This window comes from Pseudomonas sp. SCT (assembly GCF_003864275.1).
Classification (GTDB): Bacteria; Pseudomonadota; Gammaproteobacteria; order Pseudomonadales; family Pseudomonadaceae; genus Stutzerimonas; species Stutzerimonas stutzeri_AE.
Genome location: NZ_BDJA01000004.1, coordinates 463,489 through 490,130, shown reverse-complemented (window position 1 = coordinate 490,130; position 26,642 = coordinate 463,489). Strand labels below are relative to the sequence as shown.

General features: G+C 64.4%; 20 protein-coding genes and 1 tRNA gene. 5 read left to right on the top strand and 16 right to left on the bottom strand.

The window, feature by feature from the left end; all coding sequences use genetic code 11:
* The first annotated feature begins 130 nt into the window (after positions 1-130).
* Together BHD08_RS13415 and BHD08_RS13410 are read left to right on the top strand one after the other, a co-directional pair.
* On the top strand, positions 131-1,378 hold the full coding sequence (locus BHD08_RS13415; protein ID WP_125022840.1) for a hypothetical protein: 1,248 nt from the start codon (positions 131-133) through the stop codon (positions 1,376-1,378).
* Complete coding sequence (locus tag BHD08_RS13410; protein WP_125022838.1) at positions 1,378-2,406, top strand: tyrosine-type recombinase/integrase; 1,029 nt, start codon at positions 1,378-1,380, stop codon at positions 2,404-2,406. Before BHD08_RS13415 ends, BHD08_RS13410 begins: the two co-directional genes overlap by 1 nt.
* Positions 2,407-2,444: 38 nt before the next feature.
* On the opposite strand, the gene BHD08_RS13405 is transcribed toward BHD08_RS13410, so the two are convergent.
* The 8 genes from BHD08_RS13405 to BHD08_RS13365 form a co-directional block, all read right to left on the bottom strand.
* Positions 2,445-2,540, bottom strand: a tRNA-Sec gene (locus tag BHD08_RS13405).
* Between the two features lie 39 nt (positions 2,541-2,579).
* Entirely contained in the window at positions 2,580-4,496 is a 1,917-nt protein-coding gene (gene selB / locus BHD08_RS13400) for a selenocysteine-specific translation elongation factor (RefSeq protein WP_125022835.1), read from the bottom strand.
* Complete coding sequence (gene selA, locus BHD08_RS13395) at positions 4,493-5,902, bottom strand: L-seryl-tRNA(Sec) selenium transferase (protein WP_125022833.1); 1,410 nt, start codon at positions 5,900-5,902, stop codon at positions 4,493-4,495. The genes selB and selA overlap by 4 nt, the downstream gene beginning before the upstream one ends.
* Positions 5,899-6,816 carry a formate dehydrogenase accessory protein FdhE gene (gene fdhE, locus BHD08_RS13390; RefSeq protein ID WP_125022831.1) on the bottom strand — a complete coding sequence of 306 codons (918 nt, stop codon included), beginning with the start codon at positions 6,814-6,816 and terminating at the stop codon, positions 5,899-5,901. Before fdhE ends, selA begins: the two co-directional genes overlap by 4 nt.
* A 131-nt stretch (positions 6,817-6,947) precedes the next feature.
* The gene (locus BHD08_RS13385; RefSeq protein ID WP_125022829.1) at positions 6,948-7,571 is read right to left on the bottom strand and encodes a formate dehydrogenase subunit gamma; all 624 of its coding nucleotides are present in this window, start codon (positions 7,569-7,571) and stop codon (positions 6,948-6,950) included.
* A gap of 57 nt (positions 7,572-7,628) precedes the next feature.
* Positions 7,629-8,567, bottom strand: a complete 939-nt coding sequence (gene fdxH, locus BHD08_RS13380; RefSeq protein WP_038664631.1) for a formate dehydrogenase subunit beta — start codon at positions 8,565-8,567, stop codon at positions 7,629-7,631.
* Entirely contained in the window at positions 8,567-11,641 is a 3,075-nt protein-coding gene (gene fdnG, locus BHD08_RS13375; RefSeq protein WP_015278738.1) for a formate dehydrogenase-N subunit alpha, read from the bottom strand. The genes fdxH and fdnG overlap by 1 nt, the downstream gene beginning before the upstream one ends.
* 153 nt (positions 11,642-11,794) lie before the next feature.
* Positions 11,795-12,631, bottom strand: coding sequence for an AraC family transcriptional regulator (locus BHD08_RS13365; RefSeq protein WP_125022827.1), 837 nt, complete (start codon positions 12,629-12,631; stop codon positions 11,795-11,797).
* Positions 12,632-12,750: 119 nt separating this feature from the next.
* On the opposite strand from BHD08_RS13365, the gene BHD08_RS13360 reads away from it, so the two are divergent.
* Together BHD08_RS13360 and BHD08_RS13355 are read left to right on the top strand one after the other, a co-directional pair.
* The gene (locus BHD08_RS13360; protein WP_125022825.1) at positions 12,751-13,179 is read left to right on the top strand and encodes an organic hydroperoxide resistance protein; all 429 of its coding nucleotides are present in this window, start codon (positions 12,751-12,753) and stop codon (positions 13,177-13,179) included.
* Positions 13,180-13,219: 40 nt separating this feature from the next.
* Complete coding sequence (locus tag BHD08_RS13355; RefSeq protein ID WP_125022822.1) at positions 13,220-14,170, top strand: alpha/beta fold hydrolase; 951 nt, start codon at positions 13,220-13,222, stop codon at positions 14,168-14,170.
* A gap of 113 nt (positions 14,171-14,283) precedes the next feature.
* Here BHD08_RS13355 and BHD08_RS13350 read toward each other — a convergent pair whose 3' ends face one another.
* The 3 genes from BHD08_RS13350 to uvrD all read right to left on the bottom strand — a co-directional run bounded on the left by BHD08_RS13350 (position 14,284) and on the right by uvrD (position 18,657).
* Positions 14,284-15,126, bottom strand: a complete 843-nt coding sequence (locus tag BHD08_RS13350; RefSeq protein ID WP_125022820.1) for a Tim44 domain-containing protein — start codon at positions 15,124-15,126, stop codon at positions 14,284-14,286.
* Positions 15,127-15,307: 181 nt separating this feature from the next.
* A complete protein-coding gene (locus BHD08_RS13345; RefSeq protein WP_125022817.1) occupies positions 15,308-16,411 on the bottom strand; it encodes a TRAP transporter substrate-binding protein in 1,104 nt (367 codons plus the stop codon).
* Positions 16,412-16,467: 56 nt separating this feature from the next.
* Positions 16,468-18,657: a DNA helicase II gene (gene uvrD, locus BHD08_RS13340; RefSeq protein WP_125022815.1), complete on the bottom strand. Its 2,190-nt coding sequence runs from the start codon at positions 18,655-18,657 to the stop codon at positions 16,468-16,470.
* A gap of 251 nt (positions 18,658-18,908) precedes the next feature.
* On the opposite strand from uvrD, the gene BHD08_RS13335 reads away from it, so the two are divergent.
* Positions 18,909-21,761 carry an EAL domain-containing protein gene (locus BHD08_RS13335; protein WP_125022814.1) on the top strand — a complete coding sequence of 951 codons (2,853 nt, stop codon included), beginning with the start codon at positions 18,909-18,911 and terminating at the stop codon, positions 21,759-21,761.
* A 33-nt stretch (positions 21,762-21,794) separates the two neighbouring features.
* On the opposite strand, the gene yegQ is transcribed toward BHD08_RS13335, so the two are convergent.
* The 5 genes from yegQ to BHD08_RS13310 form a co-directional block, all read right to left on the bottom strand.
* Positions 21,795-23,168, bottom strand: a complete 1,374-nt coding sequence (gene yegQ / locus BHD08_RS13330) for a tRNA 5-hydroxyuridine modification protein YegQ (protein WP_125022812.1) — start codon at positions 23,166-23,168, stop codon at positions 21,795-21,797.
* 125 nt (positions 23,169-23,293) lie between these two features.
* On the bottom strand, positions 23,294-23,512 hold the full coding sequence (locus BHD08_RS13325; RefSeq protein WP_015278729.1) for a YdcH family protein: 219 nt from the start codon (positions 23,510-23,512) through the stop codon (positions 23,294-23,296).
* A 164-nt stretch (positions 23,513-23,676) separates the two neighbouring features.
* Positions 23,677-25,107, bottom strand: coding sequence for an aspartate kinase (locus BHD08_RS13320; protein ID WP_125022810.1), 1,431 nt, complete (start codon positions 25,105-25,107; stop codon positions 23,677-23,679).
* Positions 25,108-25,261: 154 nt separating this feature from the next.
* The gene (gene thpD, locus BHD08_RS13315; protein WP_041756814.1) at positions 25,262-26,170 is read right to left on the bottom strand and encodes an ectoine hydroxylase; all 909 of its coding nucleotides are present in this window, start codon (positions 26,168-26,170) and stop codon (positions 25,262-25,264) included.
* 67 nt (positions 26,171-26,237) lie between these two features.
* Entirely contained in the window at positions 26,238-26,639 is a 402-nt protein-coding gene (locus BHD08_RS13310; RefSeq protein ID WP_125022809.1) for an ectoine synthase, read from the bottom strand.
* Between the last annotated feature and the right edge of the window lie 3 nt (positions 26,640-26,642).

The window sequence follows — 26,642 nt, the reverse complement described above, 5'->3', positions numbered from 1 at the left end:
TGGGGTCCGGGTGGCGAAAACGTAAGAAATACTCGTCGAATTGATTGTTTTTTGATCATTTGGCGAGTTTAAAAGTTGCGCTAGGTGGTATGCCGGGGAAATACATGGCTACTTCAGACCATCCCTAGACATGCTTGCCCGTGAAGATCGCAACGGACGCCTGTTCGTCGATCCCGGTACGGCGGCATTCGTCGATCTGTCCAAGGTCCGTTTGCTGCGCTGCGGCGTCGATACGGTCCGTCAGCTGTACCGCGGGCTGATCCGACCGGAAATCATGGCGCTGTTCGAGAAGCCGGGCGCGATGGTCGAGTTTGCTGGGGAGATCTGGCACGCCGGGCGTGTGGGCCGTGACTCTGGCTACCAGTACAAACTCCAGAACGCCGACCTTGGGTTCATCCTGCTCATCAAGAACTTCAACGCCAAGCTGGAACAGATCGGCCCTCACCTGAAAATCGAGGTGTCACCGCACGCGATCGACGCGCTGTCGCCTGAGCGCCTGCAAGAGCGGATGGACTACTACGCCGCCGCCGTGATGACCCACCGCGAACGCAACCAGTGCGCCGTCCATCTGGCGTTGGATCTTCAGGGCTGGAAACCGCCAGTGGATCTGGTCGCCCGCCTGCATTGCCGGGCCAGAACACATCGGGATATCTCGGGCATCAATCAGGTGGAGTGGGCGACCAAGTCCAGCGTCTACGGTCGCGGGGAAACGTCCATGTTTGGCTCGGCCGGTGGGGTGCAGCTGTGCATCTACAACAAGACCGAACAGGCCCGCGCAACGGACAAGCTCGACTACTGGGAAAGCGTCTGGCGTCGCCGGGATTCGTTCGATGCCAAAGATCCCGAGAACTACAACCCAGCCCAGGACGTGTGGCGCGTCGAGCTGCGTTACCACCATTCGATCATCCAGCAGTTCGCCAGCGGCTCGGTAGACGTGACGACTGGCCAAGCCATCGACACGGACTCCTTCGCAGCGTTCTCGGCACACCTCGACGGCCTGTGGCGCTATGGCCTGAGCCAGTTCAAGCTGCTCGCCCGCCCCGGCTACTTTGATCCGATCTGGACGCTGATGCGTGACGACGCGCGGGTCGATCTGCCGGTCGATTCCCTGGTCGATGAGACGGAGTACAAGCGGTACTACAAAACCTCTCGAGGCTTCTCAGGCAAGAACGTGGAACTGTTCCTGGGAAACTTCGTAAGCCTGCTGGCACGGGAGCGAGTGGGCGCTAAGAAAGCATTCGAGACCTTGAAGCAATGGGATTGCTGGCCGGTCATCCGGGATCACTACGCCGCCAAGGATATGAGCGAGCGGGATCTTTATAAGCACATCAAGAACCTGCTCGAGGAGCGGCATGTGAGGTGGGGCAGGGCGATCTGATGGCCATCGGGCAGCTGCCTGACGGGCGCTGGAAAGTCGATGTAGAGCCGATCAAGGGCAAGCGCTTCCGCAAGACGGTGAAGACCAAGGCCGAGGCGTTGCGATTCGAGGCAACCTGCCGTGCCAAGGTGATCGACAAGCCAGACTGGACGCCCAAGCCCAAGGACAGACGCCGGTTGCTGGATCTGATCGACCGTTGGCGGCTGCTGCACGGGCATGCGTTGAGCGATGTTGACCGTACGGAACTGGTCTTGAAACGGATGGCTCGGGAAATGGGCAACCCGATAGCCAGCCAGCTTACCGGCGCAACCTATACGGCCTATCGCGCGGCCCGTCTTGCCTCCGGCATCAGCGGCAAAACGGTGAACATCCAGTTCGGGCACCTGTGCGCTGTGTTCAACATGCTCCGCCAGTTGGGCGAGATCGACTACGAAAACCCGTTGGCCTCGGTGAAAACACTCAAGCTTCAGGAACGCGAACTGACGTACCTGAGTGATGCCCATATCGACCGGCTGTTTCGCGCCATCCAGGAACACTGCCGCACGCCTCACACGTACATGGTCGCCACCATCTGCCTCGCTACGGGCTGCCGCTGGGGAGAAGCACAAGCGCTCCGGCCGGAACGGGTGAGGGATGGTCACGTGCTGTTCGTGAACACCAAGGGCAAGCGCCGACGCTCCGTGCCGATCGATCAGGCATTGCATGACCGCATTCACCAGCACTTCCAGGAACACGGCCTGTTCACCAACTGCCGCGACAGCTTCGACTACGCGGTGAAAATGTCTGGCCTGAAGCTACCAGTCGGCCAGAAGACGCACGTTCTTCGACACACGTTCGCCTCTCACTTCATGATGAACGGTGGCAACATCCTCACCCTGCAAAAAGTCCTCGGCCACGCCTCGCTGAACATGACGATGCGCTACGCACACCTCGCGCCGGACTATCTGAAGGATGTGATTAAGCTCGGCCCGATTCGGGGTTTTCGACACTTCTTCGACACCCAAGCCGAGGCCGCTCCGTTCGAGTAGCTGGAGGCCGCGTAGTTCGGGGCTTTCAGAGCGGGAATTGGCGGAAGGCAGTGAGAGTCGAACTCACCCGGGAACGGCTGCCGTCCCCAACCGGGTTTGAAGCCCGGCCGCACCACCGGGTGCGATTGCCTTCCTTATCTTGTCGAGACGCCGAAGAGGAAGCGGCGACCAGCCTAACCCAGGCCAGACTGGATCGCCAAGGCGCAGTCTTGGCGGACTTTGCGTTCGTTGCCGAAGCGGCGGGTGAGGCCGATGCGGTCGAAGTGTTCGAGCAGCTGGATGCTGCGTTTGCGGCCGAGCTGGATGCGGTCGCGGAAGGCGGCGGCGCGGATGACGCCGCTTTGTGCTTCCAGTTGCAGTACATGCCCCGCGAGTTGGCGAATAGTGAACTCGGGGTAGAACAAATCTTTCACCACCTGTTGCAGCAGGCCGAGGCGGGCGAGTTTGCGTAGCAGGTTGCGCATCTGCGTTTCGTCGACGCCGAGGTCGCGGGCCAGGTCGCGGACCCAAGGTGGGTCGAACTGGCCGGCTTCGAGCAGCGGCCACAGGCGTTCCTTCAAACCTTCTTCCGCATCGCTCAGGCGCACCCGGTGATCGGGGCGGTGCAGCCACGGGCCGCTGGTTTCGATGCGGCCGGCGGCCAGTGCCTGTTCCAGCAGGGCGATAAATACCGGTCGTTCCAGCTGCGGCAGGGCGTAGCGACGCAGGCGGTCGCGGTCGGGGCCGAGTTCGTCGGGTTGTTCTTCGTGAAAACGTTGCAGGGCCGCGAGCAGGGTGGTGTCGAGTTCGCTCCAGCGGGCCTGATCGAATAGCCGCGGGCCGAGCCGGGTGCCGACTTCCACTACGCCGTGCGGCAGCCGCCAGCCTTCGCGCGGGCGGTTGAACTGGCGTTCCAGGCTTTGCGGATCGATGCCATTGGTGGCGCTGGCGAGCAGCGGCGGCAATGCCTGCTCCAGGCTCGGCTGGTCGAGGGCGCGAAGCTGTTCCAGCCGTGCGGCGCGGCGGCGATTGCGTGGCGGTGCGTACGGGTCGAGCACTCGGCCGCCGCCAAGGGTGCGCTGGGCGGATTGATCGCGCAGGACGATGCGATCGCCATGCACGGCGTGGCTCGGTGCGTTCAGCAGGAGCTGCGCAAAGGCGTGTTCGCCCGGCGCCAGGCTCGCATCTTCGAGCAGGGCGACGCGCGCGGTGACGTCCTGGGCGCCGAGATGCACGTGCACTGGCGCCCAGTGCTTGAGTTCGTGGGCTTCGCCGGGCAGCAGCTGGAAGTCGATATCGATGCGTTGCGTTGGCGCGTGCAGCAAGGGGTGCAGTAGCCAGTCGCCGCGATGGATCTGCTCGACGGCCAGGCGCTCGCCGGCAAGATTCAGCGCCACCCGCTGGCCGGCATAGGCTTCGTCCGCTTCACGGTTCTGCGCGTGCAGGCCGCGGACGCGCACGCGTTTGCCGGCGGGGCTAAGCAGCAGCTCATCGCCAACCTGCACGCGCCCGGCAAAGGCGGTGCCGGTGACCACCACGCCGGCGCCAGTGACGCTGAAGGCACGGTCAATGGCCAGCCTGAAGTGGCCGCTGTCGCCGCGGGCGGCGGTGCGGACGGCTTCTTCGATCAGCGCGGTGCGCAGAGCGTCGACGCCATCGCCGCGAATGCTGGAAACCGGAAAGATCGGCGCGCCGGCCAGTGGCCCGGCGACCAGCAGGGCTTCGATCTGCTGCTGCACTTCAGCGATGCGCACCGGCTCGACGCGGTCAATCTTGGTCAGCGCCACCAGTGCGCGGCGGATACCGAGCAGTTCGACGATGGCCAGGTGTTCGCGGGTCTGCGGCATGACGCCGTCATCGGCCGCAACGACCAGCAGCACGCAGTCGATGCCGCTGGCGCCGGCCAGCATGTTGTGCACGAAACGCTCGTGGCCCGGCACGTCGATAAAGCCGGTGAGGCTGCCTTCACCGAGCTCGGCGTAGACGTAGCCGAGGTCGATGGTAATGCCGCGCTCGCGCTCCTCGCGGCGGCGGTCGCCCTGTTGCCCGGTGAGGGCCTGCAGCAGTGCGGTCTTGCCATGGTCGATATGGCCGGCGGTACCGACGATCAACGGGCCAGCTCCTCTTGCAGGTGCGGTAATTGCTGGAGGAATGCCGGTTCGTCATCGAGTTGGCGCAGGTCGAGCCAGAGGGCGTCGTCATCGATGCGCCCGAGTACCGGGATCGGCAGGCAGCGCAGGGCTTCTTCCAGCTGGCGAAGGCTGCGACCGCGCAGGCGCTTGGGCTGCTGCGGGCGGATGCACAGCGCTGCGCTGGGTAGGCGTGCCACCGGCTGCGCGCCGCTGCCGATCATGCCCAGAGCATCCACAACAGCGACATTCCAGCTTTCCCCGAGCACGGCGGCCAGCGCTGGGGCGATGCGTTCGGCCTGGGCGCGGATCTCCGTCTGCGGGCGACTGAGCAGGCGCAGGCTGGTGAGGCGTTCGGCGAGGCGGTCGGGGTCGCGATAGAGGTTGAGCACCGCTTCCAGCGCAGCAAGGGTCAGCTTGTCGACACGCAGGGCGCGCTTGAGCGGGTTCTTCTTGATCTTCTGAATCAGCGCCTTGCTGCCGACGATCAGCCCGGCCTGCGGGCCGCCGAGCAGCTTGTCGCCACTGAAGGTGACGATATCGGCGCCGTCGCGCAGCGCTTCCTGCACGGTCGGCTCCTTCGGCAGACCCAAGCGTGAGAGGTCGAGCAGGCTGCCGCTGCCGAGGTCTTCCAGCAGCGGCAGATCGTGGGCATGGGCGATGCGCGCCAGTTCGGCGGTGGCGACGCTGGCGGTGAAGCCCTGCACGCTGTAATTGCTGGTGTGCACGCGCATCAACAGGCCCGAGCGCGGGTTGATCGCCGCTTCGTAATCCTTGGCGTGGGTGCGATTGGTGGTGCCGACTTCATGCAGCTTCACGCCGGCGCGGGCCATGATGTCGGGGATGCGAAAGGCACCGCCGATCTCGATCAGCTCGCCGCGGGAAATGATGCCTTCCTTGCGTGCGCCGAGGCTGTTCAAGGCCAGCAGCACGGCGGCGGCATTGTTGTTGACCACGGTGACGGCCTCGGCGCCGGTCAGCTCGCGGATCAGCCCTTCGATAAGGTCGTCGCGATCGCCGCGCTTGCCGGTGGCGAGATCGAATTCCAGATTGAGCGGATAGCGCGCGGCAAGGGTGATCGCCTCGATGGCTTCATCCGGCAGCAGCGCGCGCCCGAGGTTGGTGTGCAGCACCGTGCCGGTGAGGTTGAACACCCGGCGCACGCGGCTGCGGTGCTGGTTGGCCAGGCGTTCGCCGGCGCGCCCGGCGAGCACCGCTTCGGACAGTTCCAGCGCGGCCAGCTGGCCATGGCGAGCGGGCTCGCGCAATTCATCGAGCAGGTCGCGCAGGGTGTTCAGCAATGCCTGGCGGCCGTAGCGCTGCTGCAGCGGTTGGCAGGCCGGGTCACGCAGCAGCTTGTCGACCGAGGGCAGGTGGCTGCTGCTCATGCATCGTCCCCCGGTGCCAGCAGCAGATTGGGCGCGTGACGCTGGAAGCCCTGCTCGGCCAGCAGCATGTCCAGGTCCAGAGTGGCGAGGTCGGCCGAGAGGCTTTCACCATCCGGCGCCAGGTCGAGATAGAGCTGCTTGAGGTAGCTGTTGCACTCGGGGCAGACCTCGGCCTTGACGCCCTGAGGCGAGCCTTCGAAGTGCAGGTAGTCGAGCTTCTTGGTGCTGCGGCAGTGGCTGCATTTGACCCGCACGTAATGCCACTCGCAGGCACACAGCGAGCAGACCAGATAGCGCAGGCCGTTGAGCTGGCCGCGATGGCGGATGATGCCGGCCATGGGCGGCGCGCCGCAGCAGGGGCAGTGGGTCTGGTCTTCGCGCTCGCGCAGGTCGGAGAGGTCGAGCTGCAGCAGCCGGTGGCTCCAGGCCAGTTGCAGGGCGGCGCCGAGAAAAGGCACCAGCGCCGGCGGCAGGCTGTCGTACTGGCCGCTGACCAGTGCCACGGCCCAGGCCTTGCGCTGGCCGCTCTCGGCCTCGCGCAGTTGCCTGATGGCCGCGACTACCGCGGGATTTTCCGGCACCACGAAGGCATCCAGCCAGGCATCCAGCATCGTCAGCCAGGCATCGTCGCGGACCAGGGTGTCGGCAGCCAGCGGCGGCAGGTTGTGTTTGAGGCTTTCACGGGTGCGGTGTTCGTCCAGCGGCGGCATTGCCGGCGGGTTGTCCAGCACCTGCTGTTGCGCCTGGCAGACCGCGGCCAGCAGGCGCAGGTAGTCGGCGAATGGATGGCCTTCAGCGAGCTTGCTGAAACGTTCGCTGCGCAGAGCGAACAGATCGCGCGGCGGCAGGTTGGTGAAGGGTGGTTTGCTGGCCGCGGCTTCGATCTGCCCGGGCTCTAGAATGGTGCCTGCCACGCAGGACTCCTTTTCTTGTGGTTATGCCGAACAGCATAGTCCGTCAGCGGTTGTCGCTCGGCTTTCGATGGTGCGCGTCGCCGAAGATTCCCGCGCGCGCACGGGAATCTCCGGTTGAACAGCGGTGCCGCTTATTTGCGTTCGGTGATCTCCCGGTACCAGGCTGGATGGTGCTTGCGTGCCCAGGCGCGGCTGACGGTGCCGTAGAGCATCGAACCCATCGAACCCTTGATCCAGATGGCGGCGTAGATGTGCACGATGATGCTGACGATCAGCACGAAGGCGGCGATGGCATGCAGCAGGCTGGCCCAGCGCAGCGAGACGATGCCGAAGAAGCTGCTGAAGTACTCGCGCCAGATGACGATGCCGCTGAGCAGCAGCACCAGCATGCTGAGGATCAGCACCCAGAACAGCACCTTCTGCCCGGCGTTGTAGCGGCCGACTTCCGGCAGTTTGTCTTCGCGGTTGTGCACCACGTCGTTGATTTGCCTGAGCCACTGGCGATCCCGCGCCTCGATGCGGTTGTGCCCGGCGAAGCGGATCGCCAGCCAGAGGAAGAAGACGAACATCGCGACCCCGATGAAGGGGTGCAGGATGCGCGTCCAGGTGCCGCCGCCGAACAGCCCGGAGAGGCCGAACAGCGCCGGATGGAACAGTGCCAGGCCGGACAGCGCGGCGAGCACGAAGAGAATCGCAACGATCCAGTGGTTGGTCCGTTGCGAGGGGTTGTAGCGTTCGATCTCGTTGTTGTTCATCGTTGACTCCTTGAGCGAGCGGACTCCGAGGGCGGCCCCACGAACGGGGCCGCGCGGTCAGGGTCGCGGCTCCTTGGGATCGACCACATGCACCGAAGGATCGACCTGGTGCACCACGGGCTCGCTGAGTTCGGTCTTGTCCTCGTCTTCCTCGACGCGGATCGGGCCGACCCGCGTGTAATGGAAGAAGCCGGCCAGCACCGCCGCGCCCATGCCCAGCAGGGCTAGGGGCTTGGTCACGCCTTTCCACAGGCTGACCAGCGGGCTGATGGTCGGCTCGTTCGGCAGGTCGCTGTACAGCGAGGGCTGATCGGCATGGTGCAGCACGTACATCACGTGCGTACCGCCAACACCATCGGGGTCGTACAGGCCGGCCTGGTCGAAACCGCGCTCCTTGAGATCGGCAATGCGCCCGGCGGCATGCTCCTTCATGTCCTCCTTGCTGCCGAAGACGATCGCCCCGGTGGGGCAGGTCTTCACGCAGGCCGGCTCAAGTCCGACGGACACGCGGTCGGAACAGAGCGTGCACTTGTAGGCCTTCTTGTCCTTCTCGGAGATGCGCGGGATGTCGAACGGGCAACCGGTGATGCAGTAGCCGCAGCCGATGCAGTGGTCCTGGTTGAAGTCGACGATGCCGTTGGCGTACTTCACGATCGCCCCCGGCGCCGGGCAGGCCTTGAGGCAGCCAGGGTCCGCGCAGTGCATGCAGCCGTCTTTGCGGATCAGCCACTCGAGGTTGCCGCTGCCGGGGTTCTCGTACTCGGCGAACTTCATCACCGTCCAGGATTCGGCGGTGAGGTCGATCGGGTTGTCGTAGGTCCCGTTGCTGGTGCCGACATCGTCACGCAGGTCGTTCCATTCCGAGCACGCCACCTGGCACGCCTTGCAGCCGATGCACTTGGAGGTGTCGATCAGTTTCGCCACTTCGCCGATCTCGCGGATCGACGGCCGCTCGGTGGTTGTGGCGGAGCGGGCAATCACGTCTTGAGTAGCCATCATGCCTTCTCCACGTTGACCAGGAACGACTTGAACTCCGGCGTCTGGGTGTTGGCGTCACCGACGAACGGCGTCAGCGTGTTGGTCAGGTAGCCATTGCGCGCCACCCCGGCGAAGCCCCAGTGCAGCGGGATGCCGATCTGGTGCACCGTTTGCCCGTCCACCGTCAGCGGCTTGATGCGCTTGGTCACCACCGCTACCGCCTTGATATAGCCGCGGTTGGACGACACCTTGACCCGCTCGCCGGCGACGATGCCCAGTTCCTTGGCCAGCACCTCGCCAATCTCGACGAACTGCTCGGGTTGGGTGATCGCGTTGAGCCGGCAATGCTTGGTCCAGAAGTGGAAGTGCTCGGTGAGCCGGTAGGTGGTGGCGGCGTAGGGGAAGTCCTCCGCCGTGCCGAACAGCTCCATGTCGTTCTTGAACACTCGCGCCGCGGGGTTGCTGATCGCCAGCGCGTTGCCTGGGTGCAGCGGGTTGCGCCCGATCGGCGTCTCGAACGGCTCGTAGTGCTCGGGGAATGGCCCCTCGTTCATCTTGTCCACGGCGAACAGCCGCGCCACCCCTTCGGGGTTCATGATGAACGGGTTCATGCCGTCCTCGGGCCGCGAGTCGACCTTGAAGTCCGGCACGTCGGTGCCGCCCCACTTGCCGCCGTCCCACCAGACCAGGCGTTTCTTCTGCTTATCCCACGGATTGCCCGCGGGGTCGGCCGAGGCGCGGTTGTAGAGGATGCGCCGGTTGGCCGGCCAGGCCCAGGCCCAACCCAGCGTCTGGCCCATGCCGTAGGGGTCGGCGTTGTCGCGCCGGGCCATCTGGTTGCCGGCCTGGGTCCAGGAGCCGCAGAAGATCCAGCAACCGCTGGAGGTCGTGCCGTCGGCGCGCAGCAGGCCGAAGCCGGGTAGCAGCTCGCCGGCCTTGGCCACTTGTGCGCCGGTTTGCAGATCGAAGACGTCGCTCAGGGCTTTGCCGTTGTACTCCTGGGCAATTTCCTCGGCGCTCGGTTCTTCCGGCTGACGATAGCCCCAGTCGATGTTGAGCAGCGGTTCGGCATAGGCGCCGCCTTCCTTGCGGTACAGCTCGCGCAGCCGATGGAACAGCCCGCCCATGATCACCACGTCGGTCTGCGCCTGGCCTGGCGGCTCGGCGGCCTTCCAGTGCCATTGCAGCCAGCGTCCGCTGTTGACCAGCGAGCCATCCTCCTCGGCGAAGCAGGTGGTCGGCAGGCGGAACACCGTGGTCTGGATGCTGGCGGTGTCGACGTCGTTGTACTCGCCGGCATTGCGCCAGAACTCCGAGGTCTCGGTGGCCAGCGGGTCCATGATCACCAGGTACTTGAGCTTGGCCAGCGCGGCGCTGACCTTGGCCTTGTTGGGGAACGAGGCGATGGGGTTGAAGCCCTGGCAGAAATAGCCGTTCACCTGCCCCTGGTACATCATGTCGAACACCTTGAGCACGTCGTAGCCAGGGATATCCAGCTTCGGCAGCCAGTCGTAGCCCCAGTTGTTCTCCGCCGTGGCGTTCCTGCCGTACCAGGCCTTCATCAGGCTGACGTGGAATTTCTCGTAGTGCTGCCAGTAGGACAGCTGCCCCGGCCGTAGCGGCTTGGCGGTGCGCTTGGTGATGTAGGCGGTGTAATCCTGCTCGGCCTCCAGCGGCAGGGTCATGTAGCCCGGCAGCAGGTTGGAGAGCAGGCCCAGGTCGGTCAGGCCCTGGATGTTGGAGTGCCCGCGCAGGGCGTTCATGCCGCCGCCAGGCATGCCGATGTTGCCGAGCAGCAGCTGCACCATGGCGCCGGTGCGGATCATCTGCGAGCCGACCGAATGCTGCGTCCAGCCCAGGGCGTACATGATGGTCATGACCTTGCCCGGGGCCGAGGTCTCGGCAATGGTTTCCCAGACCTGCAACATCTTGTCCTGCGGCGTGCCGCAGATATTGCTGACCACCTCCGGCGTATAGCGGCTGTAGTGCTGCTTGAGCAGATTGAACACGCAGCGCGGGTGGGTGAGGCTCTTGTCGACGCGGGCAAAGCCGTCCTCGTCCAGCTCGTAGCTCCAGGCGGACTTGTCCGGATAGCTGCGTTTCTCGGCGTCGTAGCCGTTGAACAGGCCATCCTCGAAGCCGAAGCCTTCCTTCACGATGAACGAGACGTCGGTGTAGTTGACCACGTACTCGTGCTGGATCTTGTCGTTTTCCAGCAGGTAGTTGATCAGCCCGCCGAGAAAGGCGATGTCGGTACCGGTGCGGATCGGTGCATACATGTCGGCCACCGAGGCTGAACGGGTGAAGCGCGGATCGACCACCACCAACCGCGCCTTGTTGCGCGCCTTGGCTTCGGTGACCCACTTGAAGCCGCACGGGTGCGCTTCGGCGGCGTTACCGCCCATGATCAGGACCAGATCGGCGTTCTGGATATCACTCCAGTGATTGGTCATGGCTCCACGGCCAAACGTCGGGGCAAGACTTGCCACCGTCGGGCCGTGTCAGACACGTGCCTGGTTGTCGAACGCCAGTATGCCGAGTGATCGAACCACCTTGTGGGTGATATAGCCGGCCTCGTTGGATGAAGCCGAGGCGGCGAGGAAACCGGTAGTCAGCCAGCGATTGACCGTCTGGCCCTTGTCGTTGCGCTCGATGAAGTTGGCATCGCGGTCGTCCTTCATCAGTCGGGCGATGCGGTCGAGGGCTTCGCTCCACTCGATGCGCTTCCACTCGTTGGTGCCGGCTTCGCGGACTTCCGGATGGGTCAGGCGGTTGGGGCTGTGGACGAAGTCGAGCAGGCCCGCGCCTTTCGGGCAGAGGGTGCCGCGGTTGACCGGGTGATCGGAGTCGCCTTCGATGTGGATGATGTTCTGCGCGACGTTCTTGCCGCCGCTGCCCTGGCTGTAGAGGATCAGCCCGCAACCGACGGAGCAGTAGGGGCAGGTGTTGCGGGTTTCACGGGTGTTGGTCAGTTTGAAATGCCGGATCGACTCGGCATATGCCGTCGGTGGGGCCATGCCCAATGCCGCCATGCTCGACGCCCCAAGGCCTACACCGCAGACCTTGAAGAACTGTCGACGGTTCATATCCATCGGTGGTTCTCCTTTCTTATCAGGCTGGAACGCCGATGCTTTGCCGGCGTCTGCCAAAGAGCTTAGTCAACATTGGAAGAAGCGAAGGATTAATTCGGTCTTTCGCTTCTAGCCACTCCGCGCGGAGTTTGGTTCGGCGCGAAGTCCTGCGGTTCAGGGGTTGGCCGGCATGGACAACTGGTTCTTCCAGTCCCGCGGCGACAGGCCGGAGTGCGCCTTGAACGCCCGCGAGAACGCAGCTTCGCTGCCGTAGCCGACCTCGGCCGAGATCATCTTCAGTGGGCGGCCACGGCGCAGTGCCTTCTGTGCCAGCCGCACGCGCCAGCCCTGCAGGTACTGTCCCGGCGTGGTGCCGACCGTCTCGCGAAAGGCTGTGGCGAACACGCTGCGCGACATCCCGGCGACACCGGCCAGCTCCTCGAGCGTCCAGTCCTGCGCGGGCGCCTCGTGCATCGCCACCAGGGCATTGCGCAGCCGCGGGTGCGCCAGCCCGGAGAGCAGTCCGCCATTCACCGCGTCGCTTTCCATCAGCTGGCGCAACACCTGGATCATCACCACTTCGAGCAGGCGCTCGACCATCGCCACACGCCCGCAGCGCTGCTCGAAGGCTTCTTCGAACAGCAGCGTCAGCACCGGCTCGGCGCCCCAGACCTCGTCGAGCGGCAGGCAGACGACATCGGCCAGGCCTGACGCGATGGGGTTGCTGGCGCCGCCCTCGAACGACAGGTTCGCGCAGACCATGTCTGCCTGCTGCCCGGCGGCGACAACAAAGCGATGCGTCAGTGGTCGCGGAAACAGCAGCAGGCTGGGGCGCTCGACCTGCAGCTTGTCCCTGCCGTGATGCACCTCGACGGCACCGCTGCGCACCAGATGCAGCTGCCCATGCACACCATCGCTTTGCAGCGTGTTGATGCCGCACAGCGGCCCGGTATTGAACACCTGTGCGCTCATCGGGAAATGCGTCATCAGAGCGGCGAGCCTGTCAGCCATCTTCGTACTCCTGATCATGTTTTCCGGATTTTACGTCACCAATAGTTTTCCGTGGTGAGCAGAATAGCTCTCACCGGGCAACAACGCCCTGGCCTACCGACAGAACAGGAACCGTAGCCATGACCATCGAAAAGATTCTCTACACCGCCACTGCAACCGCCACCGGCGGCCGTGAAGGTCGCGCCAGCTCCTCCGACCAGGCGCTCGACGTGCAGCTGTCCACGCCGCGTGAACTGGGTGGCGCCGGCGGCCCCGGCACCAACCCCGAGCAGCTGTTCGCTGCCGGCTACTCAGCCTGCTTCCTCGGCGCTTTGAAGTTCGTCGCCGGCAAGCAGAAGGTCGCCCTGCCGGCCGACACCCGCATCACCGGCAAGGTCGGCATTGGCCAGATCCCCACCGGCTTCGGCATCGAGGCCGAGCTGACCATCGCCGCGCCCGGCATTGCCCGCGACGTGTTGCAGGGGCTGGTCGAACAGGCCCACGTGGTCTGCCCGTACTCCAACGCCACCCGCGGCAACATCGACGTAACGCTGCTCCTCGCTGACTGATCCAGACCGCCCCCAAACCTACGAACAGGAGACTCACGCCATGAATGCCATCATCCGCACCTTCACCCTCCCGCTGCTGGCCATCGCGATGCAGCCAGTTTTCGCCGCACAACCGGAACAGGCCACGCAACCGACATCCGGTGTCGCCAGTGCCCGCACCGCCAGCACCGTCACCACCGCCGACGGCGTGCAGCTCTACTACAAGGACTGGGGCCCGAAGGACGGTCCGGTGGTCACCTTCAGCCACGGCTGGCCGCTCAACTCGGACAGCTGGGAATCGCAGATGCTGTTCCTTGCATCCGAGGGCTATCGGGTGGTCGCCCATGACCGCCGCGGTCATGGCCGTTCCAGTCAGCCGTGGGAAGGCAACGACATGGATCACTACGCCGACGACCTGGCCGCGGTGATCGAAGCGCTCGATTTGAAGGACGTCACCCTGGTGGGCTTCTCCACCGGTGGTGGCGAGGTGGCCCGCTACATCGGCCGCCACGGCACCGAACGGGTAAAGAAGGCCGTGCTGGTCAGCGCCGTGCCGCCAATGATGCTGAAAACCGCGGATAACCCGGGTGGCCTGCCGCTGGAAGTCTTCGACGGCATCCGCAAGGCCTCGCTGGAGGATCGCGCGCAGCTGTATCTGGACCTCGCCTCCGGCCCGTTCTACGGCTTCAATCGTCCAGGCGCCAAGGTTTCCCAGGGGCTGATTGACAACTGGCGTGCCCAGGGCCTGCAGGCCGGGCACAAGAACACCTACGACTCCATCGCTGCATTCTCGGCCACGGACTTTCGCGGCGACCTGAAGAAGTTCGACGTGCCGACGCTGGTGATCCACGGCGACGATGACCAGATCGTGCCGCTGGACAGCTCGGGCAAGGCGTCCGCTGCATTGGTCAAGGGCGCGAAACTGATCGTCTATCCCGGTGCGCCGCACGGCCTGACCGACACCCACAAGGAGCGCTTCAACAACGATCTGCTGGCCTTTCTCAAGGAGTGATGTGGAGCGGCTCGCAGCACCGCGCCACTTGCCGCTTAGAAACGACAAACCCCGCCGAGTGGCGGGGTTTGTCTGTGGTCTGCCGGGGCAGACCGTTTCCTGCGTTACGTCGATCAGGCGTTCTGGCGGATACCAGCGACCAGCCAGGGCTGGTTCTCGCCCTGGGCACGCTCCATGCGCCAGCTTTCGCTGAACGGCTCGCCCTGGTCGAAGCGCGAGGTCTTCGACACACCGCTGAAGGTCAGGGTGGCAGTGGTCTTCTCGGCATCGTCGTCGACGCCGTCGAGCTGGATCTGCAGATCGTCGATGTAGGTCGACTGATAGGCATCACCGATCTCGGCGCGTTCCTGCTTGAGGAAGCCCAGCAGCTGCGGAGTGACGAACTCGGAGATCTTGTCCATCTCGTTGGCGTCCCAGTGCTGCTGCAGCGAGAGGAAGTGCTCGCGGGCTGCAGCGACAAAGCTCTGCTCGTTGAGCCAGGCTGGGGCGTTGATCACCGGAGCGGCGGCAACCGGGGCGGCGCTGCCACCGAAGATGGAGGTCGCCGGCTGCTGCGGCATTTCACGCTGCATCGGTGCATGGCCAGCCATGGCCGGCTGCTGCTGGCGACGGCGGGCGGCGAGGAAGCGGAACAGCAGGAACGCGATCACGCCGAAGATCAGGATATCCATGAACTGGATGCCTTCGAAGCCGTCGCCCATGAACATCGAGGCGAGCAGGCCACCGGCGGCCAGACCGGCCAACGGACCGAGCCAGCGCGAAGCACCGCTGGCGGCGGCGGGCGTCTGACGGCCTGCCTGATTCGGCGCGGCCTGAGTCTGCTGGGGCGCCTGGCGGGTCTGGTGGCTCGGTGCCGAGCCGAAGCTCTTGCCGCCGCCGAAGCGCTTGGCGTGGGCGTCGAGCGCGAAGGTCAGGCTGATACACAGCGCCATGAAAATGCTAAGCACACGTTGCATTGAGTGTTCCCGCTGAAAAGAGTGGAGTACGCGCGCCATCCTGCCGAGGCGGGCAGGGGTTGGCCAGGGGCAGTATGTTACCGGCTTTTGCTTGCGACCGTTGGTCGCGCCTGGACTGGCCAGATGGGGTGGTGCGGTTGCGAAAACGGAGCCTCGCGGCTCCGTTCTTCCGGCCGCTGGATCAACGCCAGTTGTACAGCTCCTTCTCGGAGATCTCGTGCATCGGCTTGACTTGCTCCTGGAAGGCCTTCATCGAGGCCCAGATGCGACCGTTCAGCTCGCTCTGCGCGGCCAGCTCGCCAAGCACCAGTTCCGATTGCTCCTGCATGGCGTCGAGCACTTCGTCGGGGAAGCGCTTGAGCTCGACGCCCTGCTGCTTGAGCTGCTCCAGTGCCAGGGCGTTGTTGTAGACGTAGTCATCCATCATGTCGCGGCTGGCCGCGCGGGTCGCCTCGGTGAGGATGGCCTGCAGGTCCTCGGGCAGGGTGTCCATTGCCTTCTGGTTGACCAGCAGCTCCAGCACCGCCTGCGGTTCCTGCCAGCCCGGGTAGTAGTAGTACTTGGCTGCCTTGTGCAGACCGAACGCCAGGTCGTTGTACGGGCTGACCCAGTCGGTGGCGTCGATGGCGCCGGTCTGCAGTGCAGTGAACACTTCGCCGCCGGGCAGGTTCACGGTGGTGGCACCGAGGCGCGCCAGCACTTCGCCGCCGAGGCCCGGCATACGAATCTTCAGCCCGCGCAGGTCGCCCAGCGCATTGATTTCCTTGTTGTACCAGCCGCCCATCTGCATCCCGGTGTTGCCGACCACCATCGGCTTCACGCCGAAGGGTGCATAGGCCTCTTCCCAGAACTTCTGGCCTTCGCCGCGGCTCAACCAGGCGTTCATCTCGATGGCGGACAGGCCGAACGGTACCGAAGTGAAGAACTGTGCGGTCGGCACCTTGCCTTTCCAGTAATAGGCGGCACCGTGACCCAGTTCTGCGGTGCCGCGGGAGACGGCATCGAACACTTCCAGCGCCGGGACCAGCTCGCCGGCGGCATAGACCTTGATGGTCAGGCGGCCGTCGCTCATCACCTTGACGCGGTCGGCAAGGCGTTCGGCGGCGGTGCCCAGGCCCGGGTAGTTCTTCGGCCAGGCGGTGACCATTTTCCAGGTGTAGGCCTTGGCGGGTTCGCTGGCGGCTTGTTGGCCGGCGTTTTCGACTTTCTTGTCGTCATTGCAGCCGGCAAGGCCGAGGGTCGCAAGCAAGGCAGCGGCAGCACCGAACAGATGGCGGCGTTTCATGGGTCGGTTTCCTTGGTCTTTCTTGTTGGTATGAGGCGTTGACGTTAGCGTCAACCTCATAGGGCTTCAAGTTTTGCGTAACTGAGCATCAGCCATTTGCTGCCCTCATCTTCGAAATTCACCTGCACCCGCGCCTGGGCGCCGGAGCCTTCGAAGTTGAGGATGGTGCCTTCACCGAACAGCGAATGGCGTACGCGCTGGCCGAGACTGAACGGCGTTTCCGGCACGCCGGCACCGTCGAACAGTGACGAGCCGCTCATGCTCTTGCCGCTGAAGGAGCGCGTTACGGTGTTGCTCAGGCGGACTTCCTGCACCAGCGCCGGCGGGATTTCGCGGACGAAGCGCGAGATCTTGTTATAGGTCTCGCTGCCGTAGAGCCGGCGGGTTTCGGCGTAGGTGATCACCAGCTGCTGCATGGCGCGGGTAATGCCGACATAGGCCAGGCGGCGTTCCTCTTCCAGACGGCCGGATTCCTCCAGGCTCATCTTGTGCGGGAACAGGCCTTCTTCCATGCCGACCAGGAACACCAGCGGAAACTCCAGGCCCTTGGCGCTGTGCAGGGTCATCAGCTGCACGCTGTCCTCGTGGTCGCCGGCCTGCTGTTCGCCGGCCTCCAGCGAGGCGTGGTCGAGGAAGGCGGCCAGCGGTGACTGGATGTCGTCGTCCTCTTCGCTGTAGCTGTCGAAGGCGCGTGCAGCGGAGACCAGTTCCTCGAGGTTTTCCACCCGCGCCTGGGCCTTCTCGCCCTTCTCGTCGCGGTGATAGGCCAGCAGCCCGGACTGCTCGATGACCAGCTGTGCCATGTTGTGCAGCTGCATGCCTTCGACTTTCAGCGCCAGGGTGTCGACCAGCTCGACGAAGCCATTCAGCGCACTGGCAGCACGGCCGGAAACCGCCTTGGTGCCGACCGCCTGATGCAGCGCCGCCCACATCGACAAGCCTTGCTCGCGCGCCAGCTGGCGCAGGCATTCGACGGTCTTTTCGCCGATGCCACGGGCCGGCACGTTGATCACCCGCTCCAGCGCCGCGTCGTTGTCGCGGGTCTGGATCAGGCGCAGGTAGGCCATGGCGTTCTTGATTTCGGCGCGCTCGAAGAAGCGCTGGCCGCCATAGATGCGGTAGGGAATCTTCTCGCGCAGCAGCGCCTCTTCCAGCACCCGCGACTGGGCGTTGGAGCGGTAGAGGATGGCGATCTCGCTGCGGCTCATGCCGTCGCGAATGGCCTTCTCGATGCTCTCGACCACGTAGCGCGCTTCGTCGTGCTCGTTGAAGGCGGCATACAGGCTGATCGGCTCGCCCTCGCAACCGGAGGTCCAGAGTTCCTTGCCGAGACGGCCCTGGTTGTTGGCGATCAGCGCGTTGGCGGCCTTGAGGATGCACGCGGTGGAGCGGTAGTTCTGCTCCAGGCGGATGGTTTCGGCGTCGGGGAAGTCCTGGCTGAACTGATGCAGGTTCTCAATGCGCGCGCCACGCCAGCCGTAGATCGACTGGTCGTCGTCGCCGACCACCATCAGGCTTTCGCCACCCTTGGCCAGCAGTCGCAGCCAGGCGTACTGCACGGCGTTGGTGTCCTGGAACTCGTCGACCAGTACGTGACGGAAGCGCCGCTGATAGTGCTCGAGCAAGCCCGGATGGTCGCGCCACAGGTCCAGAGCGCGCAGCAGCAATTCGGAAAAATCGATGACGCCGGCGCGGACGCAGGCCTCTTCGTAGGCTTCGTAGATCTTCAGCTGGGTGGCGAGGAAGAGGTCGCCGCCGGCCTGGATGTTGCGCGGGCGCAGGCCTTCATCCTTCTGCGCGTTGATCCACCATTGCGCCTGGCGTGCCGGCCAGCGCTGCTCGTCGAGGCCGAGTTCGCGGATCACCCGCTTGACCAGGCGCTGCTGGTCGTCGGAGTCGAGAATCTGAAAGTTCTGCGCCAGCTTGGCTTCCTGCCAGTGTGCCCGCAACAGGCGGTGGGCCAGGCCGTGGAAGGTGCCGACCCACATGCCCTGCGGGTTGACGTGCAGCAGCTGCTCGATACGCTGGCGCATTTCGGCGGCAGCCTTGTTGGTGAAGGTCACCGACAGGATCGAGTGCAGCGAGGCGCGTTCAACCTGATTCAGCCAGGCGATCCGGTGCACCAGTACGCGGGTCTTGCCCGAGCCAGCGCCAGCCAATACCAGTTGACGTCCCAGCGGCGCGGCCACGGCCTGGCGCTGAGCATCGTTGAGGGAATTCAGGAGGAGAGAGAGATCGTCGTGCATCGCGGCATTCTATTGGAAATGCCTGCGCTGCGCTCGCCCTGTGGTCTGTTGTCGCGCCGTTTTCAGGTCTGCAGAGCGCACCCTGTGGGCGGCTGAGAGGCATGCATCAGCCTGCGTCCACCGGTCGGCGAATGTGATGTTCAACACTTTTTCCGACGTGTCGCCGTATGACGCAACGCTAGCAACGTGCCATTATCGCCCGTGGTTCCGAGGAGCTTCATTCGGGTGCAGTCACTATTAGAACAACAGTCATGACCGATTCCATTCGAGCCGCTTGCCCTGCATCGGCCCAGCCTTTGCCAGATGCGCAAGCCCTCTGCGACCAGACCGCCGAGCGTACGCGTCTGCTCTATCGCGGTTCCCGCATCCCCGCCGTACTGCTGTTGCTGACCACTCTGGTCTGCGGCGTCGTGCTGTGGGGCGAGCAGGCCGGTGTCGAGCTAGGTGTCTGGCTGGTATGGATGCTCGGCTTGGGTCTGTTGCGACTGCAGCAGGTAATGGCGTTCAATCGCGCCAGCCCCGAGCTGCAGGCCGCGCCGCACTGGCGCTGGCGCTTCATGCTGGGCAGTGCGGCGTCTGCCCTGAGTCTCTGTTACGCCATGGTCGCGCTGGTTCCAGCCGATGCCTTTGTCACCCAGGCGCTGCTCTACGGATTGATCGGCTCGGTGGTGGTGGCTGCCAGTGTCGCTTATGGCGTCAGCCTGCCGGCTTTCTTCAGTTTCGCCGTGCCGAGCCTGTTGCCGACCGGTTTGCTGCTGATCAACAGCGGTCATCCGCTACAGCAGGGTTGGGGCCTTTTTGCGCTGATCGTGCTGGCGACGCTCAGCCTGATTGCCTGGCAGATCAGCCGTCTGCTCAGCGACGGCCTGGAGCAGCGCTGGGACAAGCTGCAGCTGATCGAGCGGCTGGAGAAGGTCGGGCGCGATTCCGAGCGGCTGAACGTCAGGCTGGCCAATGAGGTCGAGCAGCGTCGTCGCGCCGAGCAGCAACTGCAACGTGCTTATGACGGCCTCGAGCAACGGGTTGTCGAGCGAACCGCAGAGCTGGCTCGGGCCGCCGAAGAGCTCGGCGAGAGCGAGGCCCGGCTGAATCTGGCGTTGGATGCGAGCGGTCTCGGCTTGTGGGACTGGGATCTGCAGCACAACCGCGTGCATCACTCCCGGCTCGAGGTGGTGTTTGGCGTGGGGCTGGAGAAGCGCTACGCCGAGGACGGCTCGCCGCTGCCGGACGTTCACCCGCAGGATATGCCGACCGTGCACGCCACGCTGATCGCGCACCTGAAGGGCGAAAGCGAACAGTTCGCCGTCGAGTACCGGGCGGTGCGTGCTGACGGCAGTGAAATCTGTATCGAGGACCGCGGTCGAGTGATCCAGCGTGATGCCTCCGGCCGCGCGCTGCGCATGATCGGCACCCGCCGCGACATTAGTGATGTCCGCCGCCAGGCCGAGCAGCAACGCCTGGCCGCCACGGTGTTCGAGGCGGCCAGCGAAGGCATGGTGATCATGGACGCCAATTACCGGGTGCTGGCCGTCAATGACGCGTGCTGTGCGCTCTCCGGCTATGAGCGCGAGGAACTGCTCGGCCGCAGCATCGCGCGAATCGCCGGCACGCCGGAAAGCCAGCGCCAGTACGAGGCGATGCGCGACGCGCTGGAGCGCCATGGCCACTGGCAGGGCGAGCTGATCGAGAAGCGCAAGAGCGGCGAGGTCTACCCGCAGTGGGTGCAGCTGCGCGAGGTGCGTGATAGCGACGACAGCGTGACCCACGTGGTCGCCTTCATTTCCGATCTCAGCGTACGGCGCAAGATCGAGGAGCGCCTGCGCTACCTGACCCACTACGACGACCTCACCGGACTGGCCAACCGCGGCCTGTTCAAGGAGCGTCTGCACGAGGCCTGCCAGCGCGTACGGCGTAACGGACGCAACATGGCAGTGCTGTACATCGACCTGGATCGTTTCAAGTTGCTCAATGAGAGCCTTGGTCATGAGGCGGCGGATGCGTTGTTGCGCGAAGTCTCGCGCCGACTTTCCACGACCCTGGCTGAAGCCGACACCATCGCACGGCTTTCTGGTGACGAGTTCGTCGTACTACTGGATGCCTATGGCAGCCTCAGCAGCCTGGCGCACCTGGGTAGCCGGCTGCTGCAGCGAATCCGCAAGCCGATGGTCATTGATGAGCAGGAGCTGGTGATCAGTGCGTCCATCGGCGTCAGCCTTTTGCCGGATAACAGCCGCGACGCCGAGGCGCTGCTGCGCCAGGCGAATATCGCCATGCAGCAGGCCAAGCACCTGGGCGGCAACACCTTGCAGTTCTTCACCGATCGGCCACAGGCCTCGAGCATGCACTATCTGCAGCTGGAAAATCAGCTGCGCAAGGCGCTGGAGGTCGGGCAACTGGAGGTCTTCTACCAGCCGCGGCTGAGTCTTGCCGACGACAGCCTGGAAGCGGCCGAGGCGCTGGTGCGCTGGCGCCACCCGGAGCTGGGACTGGTTGCACCGGCGCAGTTCATTCCGCTGGCCGAGGAAACCGGGCTGATCATCCCACTCGGCGAGTTCGTGCTGCGCGAGGCCTGCCGTCAGGCGCGTCAGTGGCAGCTGGACGGGTTGGCCGAAATCCGCGTGTCGGTGAACCTTTCGGTCAAGCAGCTGCGCCAGGGCAACTTCGTCAGTCTGGTGCGCCAGGTGCTGGAGGAAACCGGGTTGCCGGCAACGATGCTGGAACTGGAGCTGACCGAAAGCCAGTTGCTCGATGACATCGACAACGCCATCAGCATCAGCGAACAGCTGCGCGCGCTGGGCGTGCGGCTGGCCATCGACGACTTCGGCACCGGCTTCTCATCGTTGAGCTACCTCAAGCGCTTCCCGGTGGACTACGTGAAGATCGACCGCTCCTTTATCAGCGAGCTGGAGCATTCCAGCCAGGATGCAGCGATCACCCGGGCGATCATCGCCATGGTTCACAGCCTGGAGCGCAAGGTGGTGGCAGAAGGGGTGGAAACCCAGGCGCAGATGGACTTCCTCAAAGCCAACCAGTGCGACGAGATTCAGGGCTATCTACTCAGCCCGCCGGTGCCGGCCGCACAGTTCGCCGAATTACTGCGCTAGCGGCGACGCGGTAACGCGCCGCTCGTAGCGGTCTCAGCCGCGGGTGGTGCTGCCTTGCAGCTCGCGCATCAGCAGCGCGTAGCGCAGGTCCACGTCTTCCGGCACCGGCAGGTAGACCGTGTGACCGTCGCCCGGAGCTACCTCGATGGCTTCGCCGCGCTTGTTCTCCAGCTGCTCCAGGCGCAGGTTGAGGTTGCCCTGCGGGGTCATCAGTTCCAGCTTGTCGCCAACCGCGAAGCGGTTCTTCACCGTCACTTCGGCCAGGCCGTTGCGGCGTTCGCCGGTCAGCTCGCCGACGAACTGCTGGCGCTCGGAGAGCGAGAAGCCGCGTTCGTAGTTCTGGTATTCGTCGTGCACATGGCGGCGCAGGAAGCCCTCGGTGTAGCCGCGGTGGGCCAGCGATTCGAGGGTGTCCATCAGCGATTTGTCGAACGGCCGACCGGCGAGGGCGTCGTCGATGGCCTTGCGGTAGACCTGCGCGGTACGTGCCACGTAGTAGTGGCTCTTGGTGCGGCCCTCGATCTTCAGCGAGTGCACGCCCATCTGCACCAGCCGCTCGACATGCTGCACGGCGCGCAGGTCCTTGGAGTTCATGATGTAGGTGCCGTGCTCGTCCTCGTAGGCGGACATGAATTCGCCCGGACGGCTGCTGTCTTCGAGCAGGAACACCTCATCGGTCGGCGCACCGACGCCGAGGGTCGGCTCGGAACGGCTAGGCTCGGCCGGTTGCACGACGATCGGCTCGTATTTGTGCACGATGTCGCCGACCTCGTTTTCCTTCGCCTCGTGGGTCTTGTACTCCCAGCGGCAGGCGTTGGTGCAGCTGCCCTGGTTGGGGTCGCGCTTGTTGATGTAGCCCGACAGCAAACAACGGCCGGAGTAAGCCATGCACAGCGCGCCGTGGACGAACACTTCCAGCTCCATGCCCGGCACCTGTTCGCGGATCTCGCCAATCTCCTCCAGCGACAGCTCGCGGGAGAGGATCACCCGGGAGACGCCCTGGCTTTCCCAGAACTTCACCGTGGCCCAGTTCACCGCGTTGGCCTGCACCGAGAGGTGGACGGTCTGCTGCGGGAAGTGCTGACGAACCAGCATGATCAGGCCGGGATCGGACATGATCAGCGCATCCGGCCCCATCGCCACCACGGGCTCCAGATCCTTGATGAAGGTCTTCAGCTTGGCGTTGTGCGGGGCGATGTTGACCACTACATAGAACTGCTTGCCCAGCGCATGCGCTTCGTCGATGCCGAGCTTGAGGTTGGCGTGGTCGAACTCGTTGTTGCGCACGCGCAGGCTGTAGCGCGGCTGCCCGGCGTATACCGCATCGGCGCCGTAGGCGAAGGCGTAGCGCATGGATTTCAGCGTGCCGGCAGGCGACAGCAGCTCGGTGCGGTAGGGGGTGCTCATGGCGCGTGACTCGCAGGAGGGCATCGGAGAAGCGCGGCATTTTACTGCGCTTGCCGGCCGATTGCGCGTCGTCCGCGATATTTGGAACGCGGCGAGGGTGCCCCGCCTGGGCGGGGCACCGAGGGTCAGGCGGCAGACGCTTCCTTGAGCATCTGATAGAGACGGTCCTTGAGCTGCAGTTTCTCCTTCTTCAGGTTTTCCACCTCGCTGTCGGTGCCGGGCACGATGTGCGCTTCGATATTCTTGACGCGTTGGTCGAGCTCGTTGTGCTCATCGAACAGGCGGGCAAAGGTCTTGTTGTCGGCCTTGAGACGGGTGATCAGGTCGCGGTACTCGGGAAACATGGCAACTCCTGTTTTATGGATGAGCCGGTGAGCAGATCAGGCGTAAAGCGTGACCTGCTTCTTGTCTCCATAGTCATCCTGCGCGGGCGCTGCGGTATTGATCGGCGTCATGCGCCGGACAGCGAAACGCCGGGACGAGCCCGGCGTTTCGGGTGACGCTGCGCTTAGGCTGCGGCGATCACGTCGCCGTGGTTTTCCGGCTCGATCAGCGCGCGGTGCAGCGCGGCGATGGCGGCATCGTAGTCCTCTTCATTGACCACGCACTGCATCTCCACCTGACGGATCGACTGGTGGATCGCCTGGATGCTGATGCCGGCCTCGGCCAGGGCGGCCACGGTCTTGGCGAGGATGCCCTTGACCTTGAGGTCCGAGCCGATCGCCGAGACGATGGCCAGGTTGTGCACCGTGACCTCGGCGGCCGGGTAGTGCTCCTCGATCAGCCGGGCGGCGCGGTTGATCAGCTTGCGCGAGCCGGAGGCGTAGTAGGTGATGCTGTTGGCGTCGGAGTCCTTGTTTACCACGTAGAGCTTGAGCTGCTTGAGCAGCTTGCTGATCTCCATGTCGTGGCTGATATCGCCGAGCATGTCCTGATCGAACACCTCGATGCCGAAGACGTCCTTGCGTCCAGCGATGATTTCCACGCAGGGCTTCTCGGACTTGTAGTCCTGGCTGATCAGCGTGCCGCCGTGCTCGGGCTCGAAGGCATTCTTGATGCGCAGCTCGACACCGGCACGGCGCAGGGTCTTGGCCGCGCGCGGGTGGATCGCTTCCATGCCGAGGTTCGACAGCTGGTCGGCGACGTCGTAGTTGGTGCGGCCGATGGTCACCACCTTGTCGGCACCGACCAGGTTCGGGTCGGCGGAAGAGAGGTGGAATTCCTTGTGAATGATCGCCTCATGGGCACCGGTGGCGGCGGCGATCTGGGCGAAGGTGATCTCGCTGTAGCCGCGGTCGTAGGTGTTCATCAGGCCTTCGGCGCAATGCGTGTAGCCGGTGGCGACGACCAGTTCGCGGCTCAGGTCGAAGCCGGCGAAATGGCTGGCGATCATCTCCTCGAACGGCAGCGGCGCTTCCTGCTGCCAGCCGGTGAGGTCGGCCAGGCGCGCGTTGACGCCGCGCTGCTTGAGCGCCAGCACCGAGTTGAAGGCGCTGTGCGCTTCGCCAAGGGAGGCAAGCATCTCGCGCACCTTCATCAGGTGCTCGGAGAGCTGGAAGTGGCCGTAGGCACAGAGCTTCTGCAGGCTGTGCATGCACTCGCTGGCATCGTCGATGCGCGAGTTGATGAACTGGTTGGCGGCGTGCAATTCGTACTCGGAGCTGAACAGCTCGGCGTTCTTTTCCAGCATGCGCTGGCGCACCTGTTCCAGCGCTTCGCGCCAGGCGCCTTCGTTCTGCGCATCGGCAAAGCGCTGGTAGACACCGGGTTCGCCGGTCTTCTTGTGTTCCAGCAGCAGGTTGGTCATGCCGCTGTAGGCCGACACGACGAAGATGCGCTGATACAGCGCCGCGCCTTCCCGGCGGCCGATGAGGATATTGTCGAGGACTTCCTCGAAGCGGCTCATCGACGTGCCGCCGATCTTTTCTACGGTATGCATCGTTATATTGCGTCCGAATCTGGCAGGCCGTTGACGGGCCCGGCGCGGCTGGCGCACCTGTCGATCAACGAGCTGAAAATGAATTCATCCCTGGGCCGGTATGAGCGTCGGCCTAACCGGGAAACGGGCCCGTCATCAGACGCGCCCGATCGCCTCAGAGATACTGTTGCGGCTGAATTTCCAGCGGCTTGAATTTCTCGCGCTCGGCGACGAAGGCCGGACGGGGTTTCTGCTCGCAGAATGGCGCCAGCACGGCATTATCCACGTGGTTGTAGACGTAGAACAGATTGCTGCGGGCGCTGGGAGTGATGTTGCCGTTGGAGCCGTGCATGGTGTTGCAATCGAAGAACACCACGCTGCCGGCCGGGCCGGTGGCGCAGTCGATGCCGAAGCGGCTGGCCAGCTCGCTCAGGCTGTTCTGGTCGGGGATGCCGATCTCCTGTTTGCGCAGGGATTTCTCGTAGTGATTTTCCGGCGTGGCACCGACGCAGCGCACGTAGTGCTTGTGCGAACCGGGCATGAGCATCAGCGGGCCGTTGTGCGGCTCGTTGTCGGTCAACAGGATCGAGCAGGACAGGCAGCGCATGCGCGGCATGCCGTCCTCGACGTGCCAGGTCTCGAAGTCCGAGTGCCAGTAGAACTCCTTGCCGGTGAAGCCGGGTTTGAAGTTCATCCGCGACTGATGCACGTACAGGTCGCCGCCGAGGATGAAGCGGGCGATGCCGGCGGTGCGCTCGTCAGCGGCCACGCGGGCAAACAGTTCGTTGTCGCTGTGGATGTCGAACACCGAGCGGATCGCGCCGCTGTCGGGTTCCTTGATGGTCTTGCCGGAGCCGGCGACGGCCGGGTCCTGGCGCATGCGCTCGAGTTCGGCGCGAAACAGCGCGACTTCGTCGGCGCTGAACAGATTGGGGATGACCAGGTAGCCGTCGCGCTCGAAGCGTTCGATCAGCTCTGCCGCGATCGGCGCATTCTCCAGGTCGCTGCGGTAGACGACCGGATCCAGGCGTTCCTGCCAGCTGGGCTGGTCTTCCTGGCGCGAGGGATACAGGTCGGCTTGCATAGGGTTCACGCATACCTCCTTTCTTGTAATGGCGGGGCGGCGCGGCGGCCGCCCCGGTTGACCGCTATCAGACGGTTTCGGCCTCCAGCGGATAGACGCCGCTTTCGTCATGCACTTCGCGGCCGTTGAGCGGCGGGTTGAACACGCAGGCCAGCTTCATGTCTTCGCTGCCGCCACGCAGCAGGTGCTCGTCGTGCTTGTCCAGCACATACAGCGTGCCTGGCTCGATCTTGTAGATCTTGCCGTCGGCAATGGTCTCGATCTCGCCATTGCCGCTGATGCAGTACACCGACTCGAAGTGGTTCTGGTAGTGGATGTGCGTCTCGCTGCCGGCGTAGATGGTGGTGATGTGGAACGAGAAGCCCACCTGGTCGTCCTTGAGCAGCATGCGCGTGCTGTCCCAGGTGCCGGTCTGGCTGTGGACCTTGCGGTCGGTCTTTTCGCACTCGGCGAGGGTTCTTACAATCATTGC

Excerpts from the sequence above, each read along its gene's own strand:
- BHD08_RS13415 (WP_125022840.1), top strand. The coding sequence starts at position 131 with ATGCTTGCCCGTGAAGATCGCAACGGACGCCTGTTCGTCGATCCCGGT.
- BHD08_RS13410 (WP_125022838.1), top strand. The coding sequence starts at position 1,378 with ATGGCCATCGGGCAGCTGCCTGACGGGCGCTGGAAAGTCGATGTAGAG.
- selA (WP_125022833.1), bottom strand. The coding sequence starts at position 5,902 with ATGAGCAGCAGCCACCTGCCCTCGGTCGACAAGCTGCTGCGTGACCCG.
- BHD08_RS13385 (WP_125022829.1), bottom strand. The coding sequence starts at position 7,571 with ATGAACAACAACGAGATCGAACGCTACAACCCCTCGCAACGGACCAAC.
- fdxH (WP_038664631.1), bottom strand. The coding sequence starts at position 8,567 with ATGGCTACTCAAGACGTGATTGCCCGCTCCGCCACAACCACCGAGCGG.
- BHD08_RS13365 (WP_125022827.1), bottom strand. The coding sequence starts at position 12,631 with ATGGCTGACAGGCTCGCCGCTCTGATGACGCATTTCCCGATGAGCGCA.
- BHD08_RS13360 (WP_125022825.1), top strand. The coding sequence starts at position 12,751 with ATGACCATCGAAAAGATTCTCTACACCGCCACTGCAACCGCCACCGGC.
- BHD08_RS13355 (WP_125022822.1), top strand. The coding sequence starts at position 13,220 with ATGAATGCCATCATCCGCACCTTCACCCTCCCGCTGCTGGCCATCGCG.
- BHD08_RS13350 (WP_125022820.1), bottom strand. The coding sequence starts at position 15,126 with ATGCAACGTGTGCTTAGCATTTTCATGGCGCTGTGTATCAGCCTGACC.
- BHD08_RS13345 (WP_125022817.1), bottom strand. The coding sequence starts at position 16,411 with ATGAAACGCCGCCATCTGTTCGGTGCTGCCGCTGCCTTGCTTGCGACC.
- uvrD (WP_125022815.1), bottom strand. The coding sequence starts at position 18,657 with ATGCACGACGATCTCTCTCTCCTCCTGAATTCCCTCAACGATGCTCAG.
- BHD08_RS13335 (WP_125022814.1), top strand. The coding sequence starts at position 18,909 with ATGACCGATTCCATTCGAGCCGCTTGCCCTGCATCGGCCCAGCCTTTG.
- yegQ (WP_125022812.1), bottom strand. The coding sequence starts at position 23,168 with ATGAGCACCCCCTACCGCACCGAGCTGCTGTCGCCTGCCGGCACGCTG.
- BHD08_RS13325 (WP_015278729.1), bottom strand. The coding sequence starts at position 23,512 with ATGTTTCCCGAGTACCGCGACCTGATCACCCGTCTCAAGGCCGACAAC.
- BHD08_RS13320 (WP_125022810.1), bottom strand. The coding sequence starts at position 25,107 with ATGCATACCGTAGAAAAGATCGGCGGCACGTCGATGAGCCGCTTCGAG.
- thpD (WP_041756814.1), bottom strand. The coding sequence starts at position 26,170 with ATGCAAGCCGACCTGTATCCCTCGCGCCAGGAAGACCAGCCCAGCTGG.
- BHD08_RS13310 (WP_125022809.1), bottom strand. The coding sequence starts at position 26,639 with ATGATTGTAAGAACCCTCGCCGAGTGCGAAAAGACCGACCGCAAGGTC.